Genomic DNA, 19,447 nt, shown 5'->3' on the forward strand with positions numbered 1-19,447 from the left:
TGGTGTGCTTCGAAGAAAGGATGCACCCTTGGCTCAAGGCAAGAAACTCGTCATCGTCGAGTCCCCGACGAAGATGCGGTCTATTCAGGGGTACCTCGGCGACGGCTACGAGGTGCTGAGCTCGGTCGGGCACATCCGCGACCTCGCAGACAAGAAGGACATCCCGGCCGCCGACAAGGAGGCCTACGGGAAGTACTCGATCGACGTCGAGAACGGCTTCGATCCTTACTATGTGGTGTCCGATCGCAAGACCAAGACCGTCGCCGAGCTCAAGCGCGCACTGAAGAGCGCCGACGAGCTCCTGCTCGCCACTGATGAGGACCGCGAAGGCGAGGCGATCGCCTGGCACCTGCTCGAGACGCTGAAGCCGAAGGTCCCTGTGAAGCGCATGGTCTTCCATGAGATCACCAAGGACGCGATCCAGGCAGCGGTCGGCAACACCCGCGAACTCGACATCGACCTGGTCGACGCGCAGGAGACCCGACGCATCCTCGACCGTCTCTACGGCTGGGACGTCTCGCCGGTTCTCTGGTACAAGGTGAAGACCGGCCTCTCCGCCGGACGCGTCCAGTCTGCAGCCACGCGCATGATCGTCGACCGTGAGCGCGAGCGCATGGCCTTCGTCTCGGCCGAGTACTGGGACGTCGAGGCTCTCGCGTCATCGGCCTCCGCCTTCAAGGTCCGTCTGGTGCGCGTCGACGGCGGACAGCTGGCCCGTGGCACCGACTTCGACGACCTCGGAAAGCTGAAGAAGGCCGTCGTCATCCTCGACGAGAAGAAGGCGGCAGCCCTTGCGCACGCCGTCGAGGCGACCGGCGTCGGCACGGTCACCAAGGTCGAGGCGAAGCCCGGCACGCGCAGCCCTTACGCCCCGTTCACGACCTCCACGATGCAACAGGAGGCAGGCCGCAAGCTCTCGATGAGCGCGAAGCAGGCGATGAGCGTCGCCCAGCGCCTCTACGAGAAGGGGTACATCACTTATATGCGCACCGACTCCACGGCGCTGAGCACCCAAGCGGTGCAGGCGGCGCGGAGTCAGGCCGTATCGCTGTACGGCGACAGCGCGGTGCCGCTGAAGCCGCGCGTCTACAAGTCGAAGAGCAAGAACGCGCAGGAGGCCCACGAGGCGATCCGTCCGTCGGGCGAGAAGTTCCGCACCCCGGCATCCGTCTCCTCCCAGCTCGATCGCGAAGAGATGCGTCTCTACGACCTGATCTGGAAGCGCACCGTCGCCAGCCAGATGGCAGATGCGAAGTACGAGACCACGACGGTCACGATCTCCGTCGACGCCGCCGGGCAGAACGTCGAGTTCACGGCATCCGGAACCGTCTACACCTTCAAGGGCTTCCTCGAGGCGTACGAAGAAGGACGCGACGAGAAGCGCAACTCGCAGGACGCGTCGGACGACCAGTCGCTGCCCATCGTCGCCGTGGGCGACGAGCTGCGGATGTCGGATGCCGAGGCCAAGGGCCACCGCACGACTCCGAAGCCCCGCTACACCGAGGCGTCGCTGGTGAAGGCATTGGAAGAGCACGGCATCGGCCGTCCGTCCACGTTCGCCAGCATCATCGGCACCGTCATCGACCGCGGCTACGCCACCAAGCGCGGGCAGGCCCTCGTGCCGACCTGGCTGGCCTTCAGCGTCGTACGTCTGCTCGAGGAGCACTTCGCCGATCTCATCGACTACGACTTCACCGCCGCTCTCGAAGACGACCTCGACGCGATCGCCCGGGGCGAGCAGAAGCGCGTGGAATGGCTCAAGTCCTTCTACTACGGATCCGACTCACACGTCGGGCTGCGTCAGGTCGTCGACAACCTCGGAGAGATCGACGCCAGGGCGTTGAACTCCACGCCGATCACCGAGACCGCGACCCTGCGCTTCGGCAAGTACGGGCCGTACCTCGAGGTGGCCAACCCCGACGCGCCCGACGAGAAGCCGCGCATCGTCAACGTGCCCGAAGACCTCGCTCCCGACGAGCTCACCGCCGAGAAGGCGCAGGAGCTCATCGATGCTCCGGTCGCTGGCGACCGCGTGCTCGGCGAGAACCCCGAGAACGGCAAGATCATCGTCGTCAAGGACGGCCGATTCGGGCCGTACGTGCAGGAGAACGACCCCGTCTCCGACGACGCGGCTGTCGACGAGACCACGGGCGAGGTCGTCGAGGCGCCCAAGCCGAAGCGAGGCGCGAAGAAGGAAGCGGCCCCCAAGCCGCGCACGGGCTCGCTGTTCCGCTCCATGTCGGTCGACACGATCGACCTCGAGACCGCGCTGCAACTGCTCAGCCTGCCGCGGGTCGTCGGCAAGGACCCCGAATCGGGGGAGGAGATCACCGCGCAGAACGGCCGGTACGGTCCCTACCTGAAGAAGGGCACCGACTCCCGTTCTCTCGAGAGCGAATCCCAGATCTTCGACGTCACGCTCGAACAGGCACTCGAGATCTACGCGCAGCCGAAGTACGGCGCCGGCTCTCGTCGTGCGTCGAGCGCGCTCGCCGAGTTCGAGGCAGACCCGGTGAGCGGCAAGCCGATCCGCATCCGCGACGGGCGCTTCGGCGCCTACGTGACCGACGGCGAGACGAACGTCACGATCCCGCGGGGCCAGCAGGTCACCGACATCACGTTCGAGATCGCGGCGCAGATGCTGGCTGACAAGCGTGCGAAGGGGCCGGCCCCCAAGCGCGGAGCCGCAGCCAAGAAGGCTCCCGCGAAGAAGGCTCCCGCGAAGAAGGCGCCTGCGAAGAAGGCTCCCGCCAAGAAGGCGGCTGCGAAGAAGGCGCCGACGGATGCCGAGAAGGCCGCGGCCCGCTCGGCGGCGGCCAAGAAGGCCGCAGCGACGCGTGCGGCCAACGCTGCGGCGAAAGCCGGCTCGTGACGCCGAGCCGCGGTTCGTGGATCACGCTCGAGGGTGGAGACGGCTCGGGGAAGACGACGCAGGCGAACCTGCTCGCGGACTGGTTGACGGATGCCGGACGCACCGTCGTCCGCACGCGTGAACCCGGCGGCTCCGAGGTCGGCCAGCTCATCCGCGACATCGTGCTGCACCACCGCGGCGACATCGCACCGCGAGCGGAAGCACTGCTGTACGCGGCCGATCGCGCGCACCACGTCGCGACGGTCGTCCGCCCCGCGCTGGAACGCGGCGAGATCGTGCTGCAGGATCGCTACCTCGATTCCTCGGTCGCGTACCAGGGAGCAGGTCGCGTGCTCGACGGCACCGAGATCCGCGACTTGTCGCTCTGGGCTGCAGAGGGTGCGCTGCCCGACCTGACGCTGCTGCTCGACCTCGACCCTGCCGCGGCCCGCGAACGACTGGACTCGGCCGATAAGCCTTTCGATCGTCTCGAAGCCGAGAAGGCCGAGTTCCACGGGCGCGTCCGAGACGCGTACCTCGCCCTTGCGGACGCCGAACCCGAGCGGTTCCTCGTGCTGGACGCGGCCTCGTCCGTCGAGGACATCGCCGCCGCGATCAGAGCCCGGGTCGAAGCGCTCCTGAGCTGAGACGGGCGCCTGCGGGTCGCAACGCCCGGTCCCGGCCGCCAGCTGTTTCGGCACGCCACCACGATCTCGGCGCGCCACCATGTTCTCGACGTCGCAAGCGGGGTGGCGCGTCAGCAACGTGGTGGCGGACCACGCCCGCACGGGCGCAGCTTCCCGCGAGAGGCGACGTCCGTCCCGCAGGTTACGCTGGGTGCATGACCCAGACCGTCGCCGCCGCATTCCCGTGGGGCGATGTCTGGGGGCAGGATGCCGCTGTCGAGACGCTGCGCGACGCAGCATCCGATCCCGCGGCTCTCTCGCATGCGTGGCTGATCACAGGCCCTCCCGGGTCGGGACGGTCGACCCTCGCGTACGCCTTCGCGGCCGCGCTGGTCGCCGATCGACCGGACGATGAAGCGGCGATGCGCCAGGTGCTCGCGGGCACTCATCCCGACGTCACGGCGCTGCGCACCGACAAGGTCATCATCACGATCGCCGAGGCCCGCTCGCTCGTCGAGCGCTCGTATTTCGCTCCTTCAGCCGGCCGGTACCGCGTGATCGTCGTGGAAGACGCCGACCGCATGGTCGAGCGCACCTCGAACGTGCTGCTGAAGGCCCTCGAAGAGCCGCCGGAGCAGACCGTGTGGATCCTGTGCGCTCCGAGCGAAGCCGATCTGCTCCCGACTATCCGCTCGCGGGTCCGTTCGCTGCGACTGCGTGAGCCCGATGTCGCCGACGTCGCGCGGCTGATCAGCCTGCGCACGGGCGTCGACGAGGAGGTCGCCGAGCAGGCGGCGCGTCACGCGCAACGGCACATCGGCATGGCGCAGCGGCTCGCGACCGATGATGCGGCCCGCCGTCGCCGGGATCAGACGCTCCGCTCCGTCATCGGGGTGCGCGGAGTCGGCGACGCCGTCGAGGTCGCGGGGCAGATCATCCAGGCCGCGACCGAAGACGCGAAAGCTCTCACCGCCGAACGCGACGCCTCGGAGCGGGCATCTCTGCTGCGCACGGTCGGCGTCGCCGAAGGCCAAGCCGTGCCACCCGCGCTGCGATCGCAGCTGTCGGCTCTCGAAGATGATCAGAAGAAGCGGGCCACGCGCAGTCTGCGCGACGGCATCGACCGCGTTCTCACCGATCTGCAGTCGATGTTCCGCGACGTCGTGATGCTGCAGTTCGGACGCCCAGAAGATCTGATCAACCGCGAGCTTCGCGCCGAGCTGAGTTCGCTCGCCGATGCCTGGTCGCAGACCCGTACTCTTGTCGTACTTGATCACCTTGCCGAGACGCGCCAGTCGCTGGAGCGCAACGTCGCACCACTGCTCGCCCTGGAGAGCTTGCTCGTGACTGTCACGAGCGGGAGGACCCCGTGAACACTCGACCGACTTCCCGCCTTCGCCGCGCCGTGGCGGTGATCGCCGGCCTCGCCGCGGCATCCGTCGCCCTGACCGGCTGCCTGTACTCGATGATCCCCGAGCAGAGGCCTTCGGCGACCAACGCGCCCGACACCGACGGCGTCGCCGACGACCTCCTTCCGTTCTACGGGCAGGCGCTCGCGTGGGAGAACTGCGGCGCCGGCCTCGACTGCACGGAGGTGACCGCTCCGCTCGACTGGGAGAACCCTGCCGACGGCGAGATCACCCTCGCCGTGGTACGCCACCAGGCCTCGGGTACCGCGAAGGGCTCTCTGCTGACCAACCCCGGCGGGCCGGGCGCGAGCGGCTACGATCTCATCCACGACAGCCTCACGTTCGCGGTCGGCCAGGACCTGATCGACAACTTCGACGTGATCGGGTTCGACCCGCGCGGGGTCGGTCGATCGACCGCCGTGAAGTGCTACGACGCGGCCGACATGGACGAGTACCTGTACTCGATCCCGTCTTCGCCGCGAGGATCGGCGGAGTGGGAAGCCGAGCTGCTCGATGCCCACAAGAAGTTCGCAGAGGCCTGCGACGCGAACAGCGGAGGCATCCTTCCGCACATCACGACCATCAACTCGGCGCGCGACATGGATCTGATCCGCGCGGTGCTGGGCGACAAGAAGCTCAACTATCTCGGCTACTCCTACGGCACCTTCCTCGGCGCGACCTATGCCGAGCTGTATCCCGACCGCGTCGGCAGCCTGGTGCTCGACGGAGCGATCGACCCGGCGGTCTCCGGGCTCGAGGTCGGCACGACGCAGGCGCTCGGCTTCGAATCGGCACTGCGCGCCTACATGCAGAGCTGTCTCGATTCCGGTGACTGCCCGTTCAGCGGCACGGTCGACGAGGCTATGACCGATCTCGGAGCGCTGCTCGCGAGCGTCGACGCGACGCCGCTCAAGAACGGCGACGGACGGATGCTGGGAGCCGATGCCCTCATGACGGGCATCATCGCCGCGCTCTACTCCGAAGACAGCTGGTCGTACCTCACGCAGGCGCTCGACGAGGCGCTCCAGGGCGACCCGTCGACGGCGTTCGTGCTCGCCGACTTCTACAACGGCCGCGAGAACGGCGCCTACACCGACAACTCCAGCGAGGCGTTCCGCGCATACAACTGCATGGACTATCCGGTCGAGGACGACCCCGACGCCGAGGCCGCCCAGAAGGCGAAGATCGCCGAGGGCGCGCCGACGATCGCCCCGTACTGGGAGGGCCCCGACTCCTGCGAGGTGTGGCCGTATCCGCCGACGGGAACGCGTGGGGAGATCCACGCCACGGGCGCGGATCCCATCGTGGTGGTCGGGACGACGAACGACCCGGCGACGCCCTACGAGTGGTCGGAATCGCTCGCAGGACAGCTCGACGAGGGTGTTCTGATCACCCGCGTCGGCGAGGGCCACACCGGCTACAACAAGGGCAACACGTGCGTGGACAGCGCCGTCGAGGCCTACCTCGTCGAGGGCACGGTGCCCGAAGACGGCTTGCGTTGCGAGTGACCTCGGCTCGATTCGCGAGCACGCTCCGAACCATGTAATATCGGAGATCGCGCCGCTTTAGCTCAGTCGGCAGAGCATTTCACTCGTAATGAAAAGGTCGTCAGTTCGATTCTGACAAGCGGCTCCAGCAGGCCCCGTGATGAAGATCACGGGGCCTTTTGGTTTCCCCCGGAATGGCCCCGTCCGGGCGTACGCTCGAAGCATGAGCAGAGCGCTTCTCATCGTCGACATCCAGAACGACTTCACCGAAGGCGGCGCCTTGGGCGTCGCAGGCGGAGATGCCGTGGCATCCGCCGTGTCCGCCTTCCTCGAGGTCCACGCCGCCGACTACGAGGTGATCATCGCCTCGCGTGACTGGCACGACGCGACGGGCGACAACGGCGGGCATTTCGCCGAGAACCCCGACTACGTCGACACCTGGCCGGTGCACTGCGTCGAGGGCACCGACGGAGCCGACTACGACCCGCTGCTCGTGACCGACGCCGTCACCCACCACGTCCGCAAGGGACAGGGGAAGCCCGCTTACTCGATGTTCGAGGGCGTGACGGATTCCGGTGGCAAGGTGGGGGCGGTGCTGACGCAGGCGGGCGTGCTGAGCGCCGACGTCGTCGGCATCGCGACGGACCACTGCGTGCGGGCCTCCGCACTGGATGCGCTCGCGCACGGCGTGCGGGTTCGAGTGCTGACCGACCTCATCGCGGGTGTCGCCCCCGAGCCCAGCGAGGCCGCTCTTGCCGAGCTTGCACACGCCGGGGCAGAGCTCGTCGAGAGCTCGGAGGCATGACCTCTGAGCGCTGCGCGCTGCTGCTGCGCGCGGTGAACGTCAGCGGGCGCAACCGGGTCCCGATGGCCGAGCTGCGCACGCTGCTGAGCGAGCGCACTGCGCTCACGGGGGTGTCGACCTTCATCGCGAGCGGCAACATCATCTGCGATGACCCGGGAGACATCGACAGCGCCCGGTCCGAGGTGCGAGCGTTGATTGCTGCTGCCTTCGGAGTGGATACGCCGGTGATCGCGCGCACCCACGCCGAGCTGGTCGCGGCCCTCGAAGAGAATCCGTTCCCGGATGCCGCGGCCGACAAGCTCCTGCACGTGATGTTCCTCGAGGGCCCTGCCTCGCCGGGTGCGATCGAGGCGCTCGAGCAGCGGCTGCTGCCGGGGGAGAGGATCTCTCTCGTCGGCGATGACCTCTGGATCGACTACGCCGAGGCGGGTGTGCACAGCTCGAAGCTCACGAAGGCCGTGCTCGACAAAGCGCTGGGAGTGGCAGGAACCGCGCGCAACCTGCGCACGGTGCGGACACTGGCAGAGCTCACGGAGTGAGAGGGCGGCTCAGCGCAGTCGGCGGAGCCATCGGATGCTGTTGCACGTCGATGCGGCGGACGCCGCAACCTCCGCAACGGACGTAGAGCACCGTGCCTTCGCTCGCCGGATGCCTCGACTCGACCGACCATGCATGCTCGTGCGCGGAGGCGGCCTGGTGGGGGATCGGGCGAGTGTGCAATGCGGTCATGTGTCCAGCGTGATGTAATGGCCTTATGCATCTCAACCCTTACGGCGAGTATGCGGTCCTGCTGGCCGCATCCCTCGCCAACGACTGGCCCGCCGACCGCGACGGGATCGAGGCGCGAACACTCGACGGTGGCATGACGATGGTGTTCCCGCCCGAGCCGCACGATCACGCGCAGGTCCGCGAGGTCATCGACGACTGGTTGCGGATCGTGGACGAGAGCGATCCGGCGCGGCGGGCTGAGATGCTCAACCTGCAGATGGCATCGGTGGGCGCTTACCCGCGGCTCACCGATCACGATGGTGAAGGCTGGCACCTGCACTACCGCGACGACGTGCAGTCGCTGCCGCACGTTCTGCGAGCGGTCATCAACGTCGGAACATCACTGCACCTGGTCACGCGTGGCATGGACCGCTTGTCGCGCTGCGAGGCCTCTCCGTGCACGAACGTCGTGGTCGACGTGACGCGGAACGGCCGACAGCGGTTCTGCTCCGTCCGCTGCGCGAACCGAGCAGCCGTGCGCCGACATCGCGCGCGCGCCGCGGATCATTCAGCTGTTTGAGCTTCACACGCGGCCGACCGCCAGTTCGCCCCCATGCGAGCGTAGGTGACGATCGCATGGCAGTTCCGGCATCGCACATCGCATTTCTCGACCTCGCTCGTGATGACGGCGATGCTGTGGCCGTTGCGCACGAGCCGCATCACGTCGTCTCGCTTGGGTGAGCCGGGGCGATGATCGAAGTCCAGAACACGGAGGTCCGCTTCGCCGCAGTCCACGCACGGATGCGCGGACAGGTACTCGGACACGAAGGAAATGCTCGCCGCCTGCTGCGCCCTGGTGCGCGCACGGATCACGGCGATGTGATGCTCGCGATTTCGCGCGTAGTAGCGACGAGAGGATTCTTGATTGCAGTCCCGGCACACGGCTTGACGCCCGTCGGCGCTCGAACTCTTCCGATTGAACTCATCGAGCGGCTTGCTGACACCGCATGTTCCGCAGCGTTTCATGGATCGAAACCTAGCTGCCGGTGCCGACATCCTGCTCTTCACGGTGGGCCCCGAGGGGCTCGAACCCTCGACCCGCGGATTAACTTGCCACTTCGGCTTTCGCCGCCGCCCCGAAGGGCGTTCGTGGTCTGGACTGTCCCTTCACCATGGCTTTCGCTGTAGGTGCCACCCGTCCAGTCTCTACACCTTCCGGACTCGCGTCCGGCTTGGCTCGGGATTGCCAACTGGTCTCCCAGCGAGGGTTCCCCGACTTTGAGTGGTGTCATCCTCGGGGTTTCCCCCGAGGCGCTCCTATTTTGTTGAAGTCCGATGCTCTGCCAACTGAGCTAGAGGCCCGTGTGGTTCCAGTCTAGTGGGAGAGAAAAGTGCCGTCAGCGACACGATGGTCGCCGACGGCACTCTTTCCCTCTCGCCGTCATCCCCCGATGGGCGAGATCGCCGAGCTCCCCAGCCCGGCACCCCGCCTCACTGGGCCGGGGGCATGAGCACGGTGTCGATGAGGTACACCGTGGCGTTCGCGGTCTGTACGCCGCCGCAGACGATCTTGGCGTCGTTCACCATCCAGTCGTCTCCGCTGCCGGTGACCTCGAGATCGGCTCCTTGGACTGTGGTGTGCGTCCCTGCGATGTCGGAGGGCTCGATCTGACCGGGCACCACGTGATACGTGAGGATCGAGCTCAGGGTCGCGCTGTCGGTCTTGAGAGCCTCGATCGTGGCGGGATCGATCTTCGCGAACGCGTCGTCGACCGGCGCGAACACGGTGAACTCGCTGCCGTTGAGGGTGTCGACGAGGTTCACGTCGGGGTTGAGCTGCCCGCTCACCGCAGCGACGAGCGTCTTGAGCATCGGGTTGTTGGATGCTGCGACCGCCACCGGGTCCTGCGACATGCCCTGGATCGAACCGGCGCCGTCCGGAACAGCCTCCGCGTACGCCGCGCACCCGGGGCCGATGAGGTTCGCGGCCGGGTCCATCGTCTCCGGTGTCGCTTCAGACGACTCGGCAGCCGACGGCTTCGGCGACTCCGCCGACGGGGCTCCGCCCATCGAACACGCGGACAGCAGGAATGCGCTCGCCAGCGTGAGTGTGAGTGCCGCAGTGACCTTCTTCTTGGTGCTGAACATCTCGAGCTCCTTCAGAACTGAGCCACGGCCTCTCCGTGGCGTCGACCTCTGTTCGGAGCCCCCGACGCATCGGATGGGAAATCCCTGAATCCAATCCGTCCGGCGGTCGGACGCGAACAGGAGAGGACAAGAAGCGAGGACCTCATGGACCTGATCATCATCGGCCTGCTCGGCGGGCTCATCACCGGAATCTCGCCGTGCATCCTGCCCGTGCTCCCGGTCATCTTCCTGACCGGGGGAGCCCAGTCGGCGAAGTTCGACGGACAAGTCGTGCCGGCGAAGCGCAGCCGGCCGTACCTGGTGATCGCGGGACTCGTCCTGAGCTTCACCCTCGTGACCCTGGGCGGCTCGCTGCTTCTCGGGCTGCTGAACCTGCCGCAGGACATCATCCGCTGGGTCGGCATCGCGGTGCTGGTGATCATCGGCACGGGACTGATCGTGCCTAGGCTCGAGCGAATTCTGGAACGGCCCTTCCAACGCTTCGGTCAGCGCGAGGTGAAGAACCGGGGAAGCGGATTCGGTGTGGGCCTGGCCCTGGGCGCCGTCTTCGTCCCCTGCGCAGGTCCGGTGCTCGCCGCGATCATCGTCGCAGGGTCCACGGGGCGGATCGGTCTCGGCACGATCGCGCTCACGGTGTCGTTCGCGATCGGAGTCGCTGTGCCGCTCCTCGTCTTCGCGCTGGCTGGGCGGGGAGTGATCGAGCGCATCCGCGCCTTCCGCTCCAAGGAGCGCGCGTTGCGCATCGCCGCAGGCATCGCGATGATCGCTCTCGCCGTCGGGCTCGTCTTCAACGTGCCGCAGGCACTGCAGCGTCTGCTTCCGGACTACACCTCTCCGTTGCAGCAGGAGCTCGCGGACTCGGAGGAGGTGTCGGACGCCCTCGATCTCGGCGGACTGGTCACCGACGAGAACAAGGACCTCGACAAGTGCACCAACGGCGCAGAAGAGCTCGAATCCTGCGGCACGGCGCCGTCGATCAAGGGCATAGAGCAGTGGCTCAACACTCCTGACGGCCAGGCCGTCGATCTGGCGAGCCTGCGCGGAAAAGTCGTGCTCATCGACTTCTGGGCGTACTCGTGCATCAACTGCCAGCGCTCTCTCCCGCACGTCGTCGCCTGGGATGAGACCTACCGTGACCTGGGGCTGGACGTCATCGGCATCCACTCGCCCGAATACGCCTTCGAGAAGTACCCGGGAAACGTCGCCGCGGGGATCGCCGACTTCGGAATCGAATATCCGGTCGCACTCGACAACAACCTCGCCACCTGGACGAACTATCGCAACAGGTACTGGCCGGCGCACTACCTCATCGATGCGGAAGGCACGGTGCGGCACATCTCGTTCGGCGAGGGCAACTACGCCGCCACAGAGCAGCTGATCCGCGAACTGCTCCAGGACGCCGATCCCGATGTGCAGTTGCCGGGCGCGACGGACGTCGTCGATGAGACGCCCGACGTGGGGTCGACCACGAGGGAGACCTTCCTCGGTTCGTCCAAGGACATCAACTTCGGCGGCGAGGCGGCGTATCGCGCGGGCACTCACGAGTATTCGTTCCCGCAGGCGCAGCCCGATGACAGCTTCGCCCTCGACGGCGAGTGGACGGTCGAGACGCAGTTCGCCACTCCCACGGAAGGCAGCGCGAGGATCAGGCTGAACTACCACGCCGCCGAGGTGCGGATGGTCGTCGCGGGAGAGGGCGAGGTGATCGTACGCGATGAGAACGGCCGGGAGCAGAGCATCCGCGTCGACGGGACGCCGCGGTCGTACGGTCTGCAGCAGGCCGATGCGGTCGCCGCAGGGTCGTTCACACTCGAGATCCCCGCGGGTGTGCAGGTCTATTCCTTCACCTTCGGGTGACGCCTGCAACGGATCGTGAGGGGATGCGGCATGCTGGTGGAGATGGTCATCGACGGGATGGACGTACCCGAGGACGGCACGGCGCGCGACGCCGTCGCCGATCTCCTCGTCGGCATCGCCTCGGGTGATCAGAGCGCTTTCGCCCGGCTCTACGACATGATGTCCTCCCGCGTGTTCGGTCTCATCCTGCGGGTGCTCGTCAACCGCTCTCAGAGTGAAGAGGTGCTGCAGGAGGTCTTCCTGGAGATCTGGCAATCCGCTGACCGCTTCGCTCCGAACAGAGGACAGGGAAGAAGCTGGGTGATGACCATCGCCCACCGCCGGGCAGTGGACAGGGTCCGCGCCTCGCAGTCCAGCACCGATCGCGATGTGCGAGCGGGGCTCAAGGACATCGGGGTGGCGCACGACAGCGTCGCGGAACAGGTGGAGCTGGGCATCGAGGGTGAGAAGGTCGTCGATGCGCTGGCGGGGCTTCCCGAGGCGCAGAGGGAGGCTCTCGTCCTCGCCTACTACGGCGGATACAGTCAGAACGAGATCGCGGTGCTCGTAGGGGCGCCGCTGGGAACGATCAAGACGCGGATGCGGGACGGACTGATTCGTCTCCGCAGTGCGATGGGGGTGACGGCATGAACGAGCAGGAGTTCGCGGAGCTCTCCGCAGGGGCGGCGCTGCACGCGCTGTCGCCTGACGACGAGCGCCGGTTCCGCGCGGCGCTGGCCGTTCACCCCGAATGGCGAAGCGTGGCAAGACACGACGCGGATGCCGCAGCTGCTCTCGCTTCGGTCGTCGAGCCGGTGTCTCCGCCCGACGGCATCCGCTCCGCACTGCTCGCCCGCATCGCAGAGACTCCCCAGACCGACGGGGAGTCACCGACCGCCGACGGCGAGGCGCCTCGCGGGTCGGTGCGCCCGATCCCGAAGGACGACGACCGAGACGCCGGCGCCGGGACTCTGAGCACGAGCGGCGTCGCCGAACCGGCTGCACCATCTCCCTCCTCGTCGGACATCGACAGCGCGCCTGCAGGAAGCCGTCGAGGACGCCGACTTCTCTTCGTCCTCGCCGCCTGCATCGTGCTTCTCGTCGGAATCGGGGTGGGAACGGTCGTTGTGAACGGAATACTCGACCGGCCGGCTCCGGTTGTCGCTCTCGAGCAGATCGAGGGCTCGGACGATGCGCAACAGGCCTCCGTCTCGCTCGACGGGGGAGGGACCGCGATCGCCCATTGGTCGGCCTCGCTGGGCAGAGCGGTGCTGGTCACCGAGGACATCGCCGCTCCTGCCGACGGCCACACCTACGAGCTCTGGTTCGTTCGGGGCGACGGAGCCGTCTCCGCCGGCACCTTCTCCGTCGAGGGCGGCCATGCGATCGCCGAGCTGAAGGGCGAGATGCGACCGGGCGATGCGATCGCGGTGACGGTCGAGCCGGACGGCGGATCGCCGACGGGACGGCCGAGTTCCGACCCCTTCATCGTCATCCCCACGGCCTGACTCCTCGTAACGCGCGTACCCTGGTGTGATGCCTGAGCACCACCGCCCGATCCGCCGACCGACCACGGCGTTCGACAACATCGTCGGCTCGCACGACCCCGCCGAGGAGACGCGGATCGCGCATGCCACTGCATCCGCTCTGCTCACCCGTGTCCGCGCGGACGACAGCGGTGCGAGCGCTGACCGTCTGGTCGCCTTCACGGCCGAGCACGGCATCGACGAGATCGCGGAACTGTGGTCGAAGGCTCCCTCGCGCACACTCCCGGGAGCCCTCTGGCGCCTGTACGTGCTGCAGCTCGCGATCCACAGCGATCCCCAGACGGCTGCGCTGCTGTACGAGCGCGGGCGGGTCGAGTTGACGTCACCGGATGCCGTCGTCGCCGGCGCTCCGGTGCCTGCCGACCCCGACGAGCTCGTCGTGCTGATCGACACGATCCTTCGTGGCGCGTTCCGCGGAGATTTCGCCGTGGCCCTCGACCGGGCTGCGGCCTTCTGCCGCGTGCAGGCGTCCGGCGCGACGCACGTGGCCGACGACTACGAGGCGACCGAGCCTCGGCGGGCGAGCGAGTTGACCACACGCGCCCTGCGGCTCAGTTCCTTCGCGCAGGACCTGTCGGCAAGCGCAGTCCTGTGGCGCATCGACGGCCTGGTCTGAGTCCGACGACACTACCGAGCCGGACATGGAAAGACCGGGCCGCAAGAACGCCTCTCGGCGGAAGGCCGCTCGCAGCGGCAAAAATTGGAGCCCGGGGTTATGCGGCCCGGCCACTCAATTGTAACGCGATCATGCCGAGGCTATTCCCGACCTCTAGGCTCGGAACATGACCCGGCGCTTTGCTCTGATGATCGATCCCGTGGCCGCCTTCGAGGAGCGGGCGGACTTCTCCGGCACGTTCACGATGGTGGATGCCGCCGCTCCGGCTCTCAGCGTCGGCGAGCTCAGCACTCAGCGCGGAGACGGTGTGTTCGAGTCGATCGGCGTGGTCGATTCGCACGCGCAGGAGGTCGTTCCGCACCTCGAACGTCTGGCGCACTCCGCGCGGCTGTGCGATCTGCCCGTGCCGCATCAGGAGCAGTGGCTCCAGGCGATCGCAGTCGGTGCGGCCGAGTGCGGCGAGGGGGAGTGGGTCATCAAACTGATCCTGAGCCGCGGTGTCGAGCACGGCCCCAGCCCGACGGCCTGGGTGACGGCGTCGCCGGCATCCGACTTCACCGCCGCTCGGGTCGACGGCATCCGCGTCGTGACGCTCGACCGCGGCTACGATCTGCACGTCGCCGAACGGGCGCCCTGGCTTCTGCTGGGCGCCAAGACGCTCTCGTACGCCGTGAACATGGCCGCCTTGCGCGAAGCGCATCGCAGGGAGGCGGATGACGCCATCTTCCTCTCCAGCGACGGATTCGTGCTCGAGGCGCCGACCGCGTCGCTCATCCTCCGCGTCGGCGACCGGTTCGTGACGCCCGCGCCGAACGGCGGAATCTTGCACGGCACCACGCAGCTGAGCGTCTACGAGCACCTCTCCGCGCGCGGGTTCGAGGTCGGATATGCAGAGATCCCTGCAGCCGAACTGCCGAAGGCGGATGCCGCGTGGCTGGTCTCGAGTGTGCGCCTCGCCGCTCCGATCACCACCGTCGACGGTGCGGCCCTGCCCGTCGACCACGTCCTGACCGCCGAGCTCAACGCCTACCTACTCTCGCCGCGCGACTGAGGCGCTCCCGCTCCGGCCCCGCCCGGCGTGCCCGCCCCATCCCGGCCCCGCGTGCGCGAAAAGTCGGAGCCTCGGGCCGACACGCCGTGCCGTGGCATCCGCCACCGGCGTGTCGTCGGGAGACTCCGACTTTTCACACGAGAAGTGCTGCAGGGGAAGCCCCCGGCCGTTACCCGAAGCGGCCGGAGACGTAGTCCTCGGTGGCCTGAACGCTCGGGGTCGTGAAGATGCTGGTCGTGTCGCCGTATTCGATGAGCTTGCCGGGCTTGCCGGTGCCGGCGATGTTGAAGAACGCGGTCTTGTCGGAGACGCGGCTCGCCTGCTGCATGTTGTGCGTCACGATCACGATCGTGTACTCGCTCTTCAGCTCGCCGATGAGCTCCTCGATCGCGTAGGTCGAGATCGGGTCGAGGGCCGAGCACGGCTCGTCCATCAGGAGCACGTCGGGGGAGACGGCGATCGCGCGGGCGATGCACAGACGCTGCTGCTGACCGCCGGAGAGGCCGGATCCGGGCTTGTCGAGGCGGTCCTTGACCTCGTTCCACAGGTTCGCACCCTGCAGCGACTTCTCGACCAGCGCGTCGGCATCCGACTTCGTGATGCGGTTGTTGTTCAGCTTCACGCCGGCCAGGACGTTCTCGCGGATCGACATGGTCGGGAACGGGTTCGGGCGCTGGAAGACCATGCCGACCTGACGGCGGACGGTCACCGGGTCGACGGACGGACCGTACAGGTCGTCGCCGTCGAGCAGCACCTGGCCCTCGACGCGGGCGCCGGGGATGACCTCGTGCATGCGGTTGAGGGTGCGCAGGAATGTGGACTTGCCGCAGCCCGAGGGGCCGATGAACGCGGTGACGCTGCGCGGCTCGATGTCGAGGGAGACGCCCTCGACGGCGAGGAAGTCGCTGTAGTAGACGTTGAGGTCGTTGACTTCGATGCTCTTGGACACAGGATGATCCTTCGGGTTGTGGCTCAGCGGCCGGTCTTCGGGGCGAACACTCGGGCGACGAAGCGCGCGACGAGGTTCAGCACCATGACGATGACGATCAGGGTGAGGGCGGAAGCCCAGGCGCGGTCGACGTAGGCCTCGGCGGGGATGCCCTGATAGGCGTACTGCGAATACGTGAACACGGGAAGCGTCTGCATCCGACCGCTGAACAGGTTGTAGTTCATCGCGTCGGTGAAGCCGGCGGTGAGCAGCAGCGGCGCGGTCTCGCCGATGACGCGCGAGACCGCGAGCATGATGCCGGTCGTGATGCCCGCGATCGACGTCGGCAGCACGACCTTGACGATCGTGAGCCACTTCGGCACACCCAGGGCGTACGACGCTTCTCGCAGGTCGTTCGGCACGAGCCGCAGCATCTCCTCGGTGGAGCGGACGACGACCGGGATCATCAGCACCGACAGCGCGACGGAGCCCATGATGCCCATGCGCACGCCCGGTCCGAAGATCAGCGCGAACACCGCATAGGCGAACAGACCGGCGACGATCGAGGGGATGCCTGTCATCACGTCCACGAGGAAGGTGATGATGCGCGACATCCGCGTGCCTTGCCCGTACTCGATCAGATAGACGGCGGTCATCAGGCCGATCGGGACGGAGATGACTGTCGCGGCGAGCGTGACCATCAGCGTGCCGATGATGGCGTGCAGCGCTCCGCCGCCCTCACCGAGCACACCGCGCATCGACGAGTTGAAGAACAGCGGATCGATGCGCGCGATGCCGTTCGAGATCACGGTCCAGCCGACCGACACGAGCGGGACCATGGCGATGAGGAACGCCGAGGTGACGATGCCGGTGACGAAGCGATCGAGCGCCTTGCGCGACCCCTCGACGATCCGCGAGGTCACGTAGATGATGACGAGGTACAGCAGGGCGCCGACGATGAGGCTGCCCGCGATGTTGAACTCGGAGCCGGATGCTGCGGCCGACAGGCCGAACGGCGCCGCAGCGATGAGGAGAGACACGCCGAGGAGCGCCCAGGGCGCCCAGCGCGGAAGATGGCCGGACGACAGGGGGGCGCGCGACGTGGAGATCGTGAGCGGTGTTTCGGGGGCGAGAGTGGTCATGTCAGTTCGCTCCCGAGAATTCCTTGCGGCGGTCCACGAACCACCGCGCGATAGCGTTCACGGCGAAGGTCACGACGAAGAGGATGAGACCGGTCGCGATGAGGACGTTGATGTTCGTCTTGTAGGCCTCGGCGAAGGTGAGCGCGATGTTCGCGGCGATCGTCGAGGGGTTCGCCGAGGTGAGCAGCTCGATCGTGATGGTCTTGCTCACCGAGAGCACCATGGCGACGGCCATGGTCTCGCCGAGCGCACGACCGAGGCCGAGCATTGCGCCTGAGACGATGCCGGAGCGGCCGAACGGCAGCACGGCCATGCGGATCATCTCCCACCGGGTGGCCCCGAGGGCCAGGGCGGCTTCTTCGTGCAGGCGTGGTGTCTGCAGGAAGATCTCACGGCAGATGGCCGTGATGATCGGCACCACCATGACCGCGAGCACGATCGCTGCGGTCATGATCGTGCGACCGGTCGGGGAGACGACGCCGCCGAAGAACGGGATCCAGCCGAGGTTGGCGTTCAGCCAGACGTAGACCGGCTGGACAGCGGGGGCGAGCACGAAGATGCCCCACAGGCCGAAGACCACAGACGGCACCGCGGCGAGCAGGTCGACGATGTAGCCGATGGTCTGCGCGAGCCTGCGCGGCGCGTAGTGGGTGATGAAGAGTGCGACGCCGAGCGACAGAGGCACGGCCATCACGAGAGCGAGCAGGGCGGCCCACAGGGTGCCGAAGAGAAGCGGACCGACGTAGTCCCAGAAGTTGCTCGTCAGCAGCGACGCGGTCTCTTTGTCGGCGGTGAAGGCGGGGATGGACTGCACGATGAGGAAGATCGCGACCGCGGCGAGCGTGATCATGATCATGGAGCCGGCGGCGACCGCCGTGCCGGAGAACCAGATGTCTCCCGCGCGCCTCTTCGCGACGATGGGAGCCTTGGCCTCCACTGTCGTGGCTGTCATTGGAGCTGCTTCCTGCTCGATGGATCGGGTATCGGGTGCGGACAGACGGTGTCCGGGGAGCGGATCGCACCCCGGACACCGTCCACAGGAACTACTTGATCAGGTCGATCGCGGCCTGCGCCTTGGTACGCAGGTCGTCCGAGATCGGGGCGCTGCCGGCGTTGGTCGCGGCGGCGTCCTGGCCCTCGGCGCTGATGGCGGTGGTGAAGAACGCCTTGGTCAGAGCGGCGACGTTCTCGTCCTCGTACTCGGCGCAGGCGATGAGGTAGCTGACGAGCAGAACCGGGTATGCGCCCTTCTCGGTGGTCGTGCGGTCGATCGCGAATGCGAGGTCGCCCTCGGTGCGGCCCTCTTCGACCGTCGAGGCGTCGAGTGTGATCGCAGCGCCCTCGGCCGAGTGACCGACGAACTCGTCGCCGACCTTCACGTTCACAGCCGAGAAGTCGGCGGCCTGCGAGGAGTCGATGTAGCCGATGAGGCCCTGGCCGCCCTTGACGGCGTTCGCGACGCCCGAGGTCTTCTCAGCGGACTCGCCACCCAGCTCGCCCGGCCACTCCTCGACGCTGCCGAAGGTCCATGCGTCGGGAGCCGTCTGTGCGAGGTAGTCGGTGAAGTTGCCCGTGGTGCCCGATTTGTCGGAGCGGTGCACCGGCGAGATGGCGAGGTCGGGGAGGTCGACGCCGTCGTTGGTGGCGGCGATCGCCGGGTCGTTCCACTTGGTGATCTTGCCGGCGAAGATGCCGGCGATGGTCTCGGCGTCGAGGTCGAGCGAGTCGATCCCGTCGAGCGTGAAGACGATCGCGATCGGCGAGACGTACGCGGGGACCTCGACCAGGTCCGAGCCGTCGACACAGGCGCCGAAGCCGCCGGCCGAGATCTCGTCGGTCTTGAACGCGCGGTCGGAGCCGGCGAAGTTCACAGCGCCCTGCTGGAACGACTCGCGTCCGGCGCCGGAGCCTGCGGGGTCGTATTCGATGACGGCGTCAGGGTTGGTCTTCTGGAACTCCGCCGTCCACGACTGGATGGCGACCTGCTGCGCCGACGAGCCGGAGCCGACCAGCGAGCCCGAGAGGGCGGCTTCGGAAGAGGGAGCGTCGGTGGAACCGCCGGTGCCGCCTTCGTTCGCGGCACAGCCGGCGAGAGCGAGGGCAGCGACGGCGCCGATGGCGCCGATACGGGCGATGCGGGAGATCTTCACTGTGGATCCGTTCGATCGGGAATGGGAATGGGCCCGGTGCAGGGCACACAGTGACGCTATGCGCGGCGGTTAACGAGATTCTCCCGGTCAGGTGAACGGAAGGTGAACGACGGACGTCTCTCTGGATTCGCCTGCCGGCGCGC

The 19,447-nt window shown here is 67.3% G+C and carries 19 protein-coding genes and 1 tRNA gene; 13 read left to right on the plus strand and 7 right to left on the minus strand.

The features are described 5' to 3' along the window. Nucleotides 1-28 precede the first annotated feature (28 nt). The 7 genes from topA to ACI3KT_RS07330 all read left to right on the plus strand — a co-directional run bounded on the left by topA (nt 29) and on the right by ACI3KT_RS07330 (nt 7,717). Entirely contained in the window at nt 29-2,872 is a 2,844-nt protein-coding gene (topA, locus tag ACI3KT_RS07300) for a type I DNA topoisomerase (RefSeq protein ID WP_404903385.1), read from the plus strand. Further along, nucleotides 2,869-3,498, plus strand: coding sequence for a dTMP kinase (gene tmk / locus ACI3KT_RS07305; protein ID WP_404903387.1), 630 nt, complete (start codon nt 2,869-2,871; stop codon nt 3,496-3,498). Before topA ends, tmk begins: the two co-directional genes overlap by 4 nt. Before the next feature lie 194 nt (nt 3,499-3,692). Next, nucleotides 3,693-4,850: a DNA polymerase III subunit delta' gene (locus tag ACI3KT_RS07310; RefSeq protein ID WP_307298417.1), complete on the plus strand. Its 1,158-nt coding sequence runs from the start codon at nt 3,693-3,695 to the stop codon at nt 4,848-4,850. Then, nucleotides 4,847-6,394 (plus strand): alpha/beta hydrolase, encoded by a 1,548-nt coding sequence (locus tag ACI3KT_RS07315; RefSeq protein WP_404903389.1) that lies wholly within the window; start codon nt 4,847-4,849, stop codon nt 6,392-6,394. Before ACI3KT_RS07310 ends, ACI3KT_RS07315 begins: the two co-directional genes overlap by 4 nt. A gap of 51 nt (nt 6,395-6,445) precedes the next feature. After that, nucleotides 6,446-6,521, plus strand: a tRNA-Thr gene (locus ACI3KT_RS07320). A 75-nt stretch (nt 6,522-6,596) separates the two neighbouring features. After that, the gene (locus ACI3KT_RS07325) at nt 6,597-7,178 is read left to right on the plus strand and encodes an isochorismatase family protein (RefSeq protein WP_292910863.1); all 582 of its coding nucleotides are present in this window, start codon (nt 6,597-6,599) and stop codon (nt 7,176-7,178) included. After that, nucleotides 7,175-7,717 carry a DUF1697 domain-containing protein gene (locus ACI3KT_RS07330; RefSeq protein ID WP_404903390.1) on the plus strand — a complete coding sequence of 181 codons (543 nt, stop codon included), beginning with the start codon at nt 7,175-7,177 and terminating at the stop codon, nt 7,715-7,717. The genes ACI3KT_RS07325 and ACI3KT_RS07330 overlap by 4 nt, the downstream gene beginning before the upstream one ends. Here ACI3KT_RS07330 and ACI3KT_RS07335 read toward each other — a convergent pair. Next, nucleotides 7,707-7,907 (minus strand): hypothetical protein, encoded by a 201-nt coding sequence (locus ACI3KT_RS07335; RefSeq protein WP_404903391.1) that lies wholly within the window; start codon nt 7,905-7,907, stop codon nt 7,707-7,709. The genes ACI3KT_RS07330 and ACI3KT_RS07335 overlap by 11 nt on opposite strands. Nucleotides 7,908-7,932: 25 nt before the next feature. Here ACI3KT_RS07335 and ACI3KT_RS07340 point away from each other — a divergent pair, with 25 nt between their 5' ends. Continuing rightward, complete coding sequence (locus tag ACI3KT_RS07340) at nt 7,933-8,466, plus strand: CGNR zinc finger domain-containing protein (RefSeq protein ID WP_292910857.1); 534 nt, start codon at nt 7,933-7,935, stop codon at nt 8,464-8,466. On the opposite strand, the gene ACI3KT_RS07345 is transcribed toward ACI3KT_RS07340, so the two are convergent. Further along, nucleotides 8,451-8,912 carry a hypothetical protein gene (locus ACI3KT_RS07345; RefSeq protein ID WP_404903393.1) on the minus strand — a complete coding sequence of 154 codons (462 nt, stop codon included), beginning with the start codon at nt 8,910-8,912 and terminating at the stop codon, nt 8,451-8,453. The two genes, ACI3KT_RS07340 and ACI3KT_RS07345, sit on opposite strands and share 16 nt — an antisense overlap. A gap of 465 nt (nt 8,913-9,377) precedes the next feature. Next, entirely contained in the window at nt 9,378-10,034 is a 657-nt protein-coding gene (locus tag ACI3KT_RS07350; protein ID WP_404903395.1) for a fasciclin domain-containing protein, read from the minus strand. Nucleotides 10,035-10,178: 144 nt separating this feature from the next. Here ACI3KT_RS07350 and ACI3KT_RS07355 point away from each other — a divergent pair, with 144 nt between their 5' ends. The 5 genes from ACI3KT_RS07355 (at nt 10,179) to ACI3KT_RS07375 (ending at nt 15,084) form a co-directional block, all read left to right on the plus strand. Next, nucleotides 10,179-11,891 (plus strand): cytochrome c biogenesis protein DipZ, encoded by a 1,713-nt coding sequence (locus ACI3KT_RS07355; RefSeq protein ID WP_404903397.1) that lies wholly within the window; start codon nt 10,179-10,181, stop codon nt 11,889-11,891. Nucleotides 11,892-11,921: 30 nt separating this feature from the next. Next, nucleotides 11,922-12,521, plus strand: coding sequence for an ECF RNA polymerase sigma factor SigK (sigK, locus tag ACI3KT_RS07360; RefSeq protein WP_404903399.1), 600 nt, complete (start codon nt 11,922-11,924; stop codon nt 12,519-12,521). Continuing rightward, nucleotides 12,518-13,378 carry an anti-sigma factor domain-containing protein gene (locus tag ACI3KT_RS07365; protein WP_404903401.1) on the plus strand — a complete coding sequence of 287 codons (861 nt, stop codon included), beginning with the start codon at nt 12,518-12,520 and terminating at the stop codon, nt 13,376-13,378. Before sigK ends, ACI3KT_RS07365 begins: the two co-directional genes overlap by 4 nt. A gap of 28 nt (nt 13,379-13,406) precedes the next feature. Then, entirely contained in the window at nt 13,407-14,033 is a 627-nt protein-coding gene (locus tag ACI3KT_RS07370; RefSeq protein ID WP_404903402.1) for a DNA-directed RNA polymerase subunit beta, read from the plus strand. A gap of 166 nt (nt 14,034-14,199) precedes the next feature. Continuing rightward, nucleotides 14,200-15,084, plus strand: a complete 885-nt coding sequence (locus ACI3KT_RS07375; protein WP_404903403.1) for an aminodeoxychorismate lyase — start codon at nt 14,200-14,202, stop codon at nt 15,082-15,084. Nucleotides 15,085-15,253: 169 nt separating this feature from the next. Here the strand turns inward: ACI3KT_RS07375 and pstB are convergent, their stop codons facing one another. The 4 genes from pstB to pstS all read right to left on the minus strand — a co-directional run bounded on the left by pstB (nt 15,254) and on the right by pstS (nt 19,304). Beyond that, complete coding sequence (pstB, locus tag ACI3KT_RS07380; RefSeq protein WP_292910841.1) at nt 15,254-16,033, minus strand: phosphate ABC transporter ATP-binding protein PstB; 780 nt, start codon at nt 16,031-16,033, stop codon at nt 15,254-15,256. Nucleotides 16,034-16,056: 23 nt separating this feature from the next. After that, on the minus strand, nt 16,057-17,154 hold the full coding sequence (pstA, locus tag ACI3KT_RS07385; protein ID WP_307298384.1) for a phosphate ABC transporter permease PstA: 1,098 nt from the start codon (nt 17,152-17,154) through the stop codon (nt 16,057-16,059). Nucleotide 17,155: 1 nt separating this feature from the next. Continuing rightward, nucleotides 17,156-18,106, minus strand: coding sequence for a phosphate ABC transporter permease subunit PstC (pstC, locus tag ACI3KT_RS07390; RefSeq protein WP_292910837.1), 951 nt, complete (start codon nt 18,104-18,106; stop codon nt 17,156-17,158). A 91-nt stretch (nt 18,107-18,197) separates the two neighbouring features. Continuing rightward, nucleotides 18,198-19,304, minus strand: coding sequence for a phosphate ABC transporter substrate-binding protein PstS (gene pstS / locus ACI3KT_RS07395; protein WP_292910835.1), 1,107 nt, complete (start codon nt 19,302-19,304; stop codon nt 18,198-18,200). Nucleotides 19,305-19,447: the final 143 nt, after the last annotated feature.

Origin of the sequence: Microbacterium sp. ZW T6_19 (assembly GCF_044987465.1) — a bacterium.
Classification (GTDB): Bacteria; Actinomycetota; Actinomycetes; order Actinomycetales; family Microbacteriaceae; genus Microbacterium; species Microbacterium natoriense_A.

What these genes read in the sequence shown, in the direction of transcription:
- ACI3KT_RS07310 (WP_307298417.1), top strand. Translation starts at nt 3,693, where the DNA reads ATGACCCAGACCGTCGCCGCCGCATTCCCGTGGGGCGATGTCTGGGGG.
- ACI3KT_RS07325 (WP_292910863.1), top strand. Translation starts at nt 6,597, where the DNA reads ATGAGCAGAGCGCTTCTCATCGTCGACATCCAGAACGACTTCACCGAA.
- ACI3KT_RS07330 (WP_404903390.1), top strand. Translation starts at nt 7,175, where the DNA reads ATGACCTCTGAGCGCTGCGCGCTGCTGCTGCGCGCGGTGAACGTCAGC.
- ACI3KT_RS07335 (WP_404903391.1), bottom strand. Translation starts at nt 7,907, where the DNA reads ATGACCGCATTGCACACTCGCCCGATCCCCCACCAGGCCGCCTCCGCG.
- ACI3KT_RS07340 (WP_292910857.1), top strand. Translation starts at nt 7,933, where the DNA reads ATGCATCTCAACCCTTACGGCGAGTATGCGGTCCTGCTGGCCGCATCC.
- ACI3KT_RS07345 (WP_404903393.1), bottom strand. Translation starts at nt 8,912, where the DNA reads ATGAAACGCTGCGGAACATGCGGTGTCAGCAAGCCGCTCGATGAGTTC.
- ACI3KT_RS07350 (WP_404903395.1), bottom strand. Translation starts at nt 10,034, where the DNA reads ATGTTCAGCACCAAGAAGAAGGTCACTGCGGCACTCACACTCACGCTG.
- ACI3KT_RS07355 (WP_404903397.1), top strand. Translation starts at nt 10,179, where the DNA reads ATGGACCTGATCATCATCGGCCTGCTCGGCGGGCTCATCACCGGAATC.
- sigK (WP_404903399.1), top strand. Translation starts at nt 11,922, where the DNA reads ATGCTGGTGGAGATGGTCATCGACGGGATGGACGTACCCGAGGACGGC.
- ACI3KT_RS07365 (WP_404903401.1), top strand. Translation starts at nt 12,518, where the DNA reads ATGAACGAGCAGGAGTTCGCGGAGCTCTCCGCAGGGGCGGCGCTGCAC.
- ACI3KT_RS07370 (WP_404903402.1), top strand. Translation starts at nt 13,407, where the DNA reads ATGCCTGAGCACCACCGCCCGATCCGCCGACCGACCACGGCGTTCGAC.
- ACI3KT_RS07375 (WP_404903403.1), top strand. Translation starts at nt 14,200, where the DNA reads ATGACCCGGCGCTTTGCTCTGATGATCGATCCCGTGGCCGCCTTCGAG.
- pstA (WP_307298384.1), bottom strand. Translation starts at nt 17,154, where the DNA reads ATGACCACTCTCGCCCCCGAAACACCGCTCACGATCTCCACGTCGCGC.
- pstC (WP_292910837.1), bottom strand. Translation starts at nt 18,106, where the DNA reads ATGACAGCCACGACAGTGGAGGCCAAGGCTCCCATCGTCGCGAAGAGG.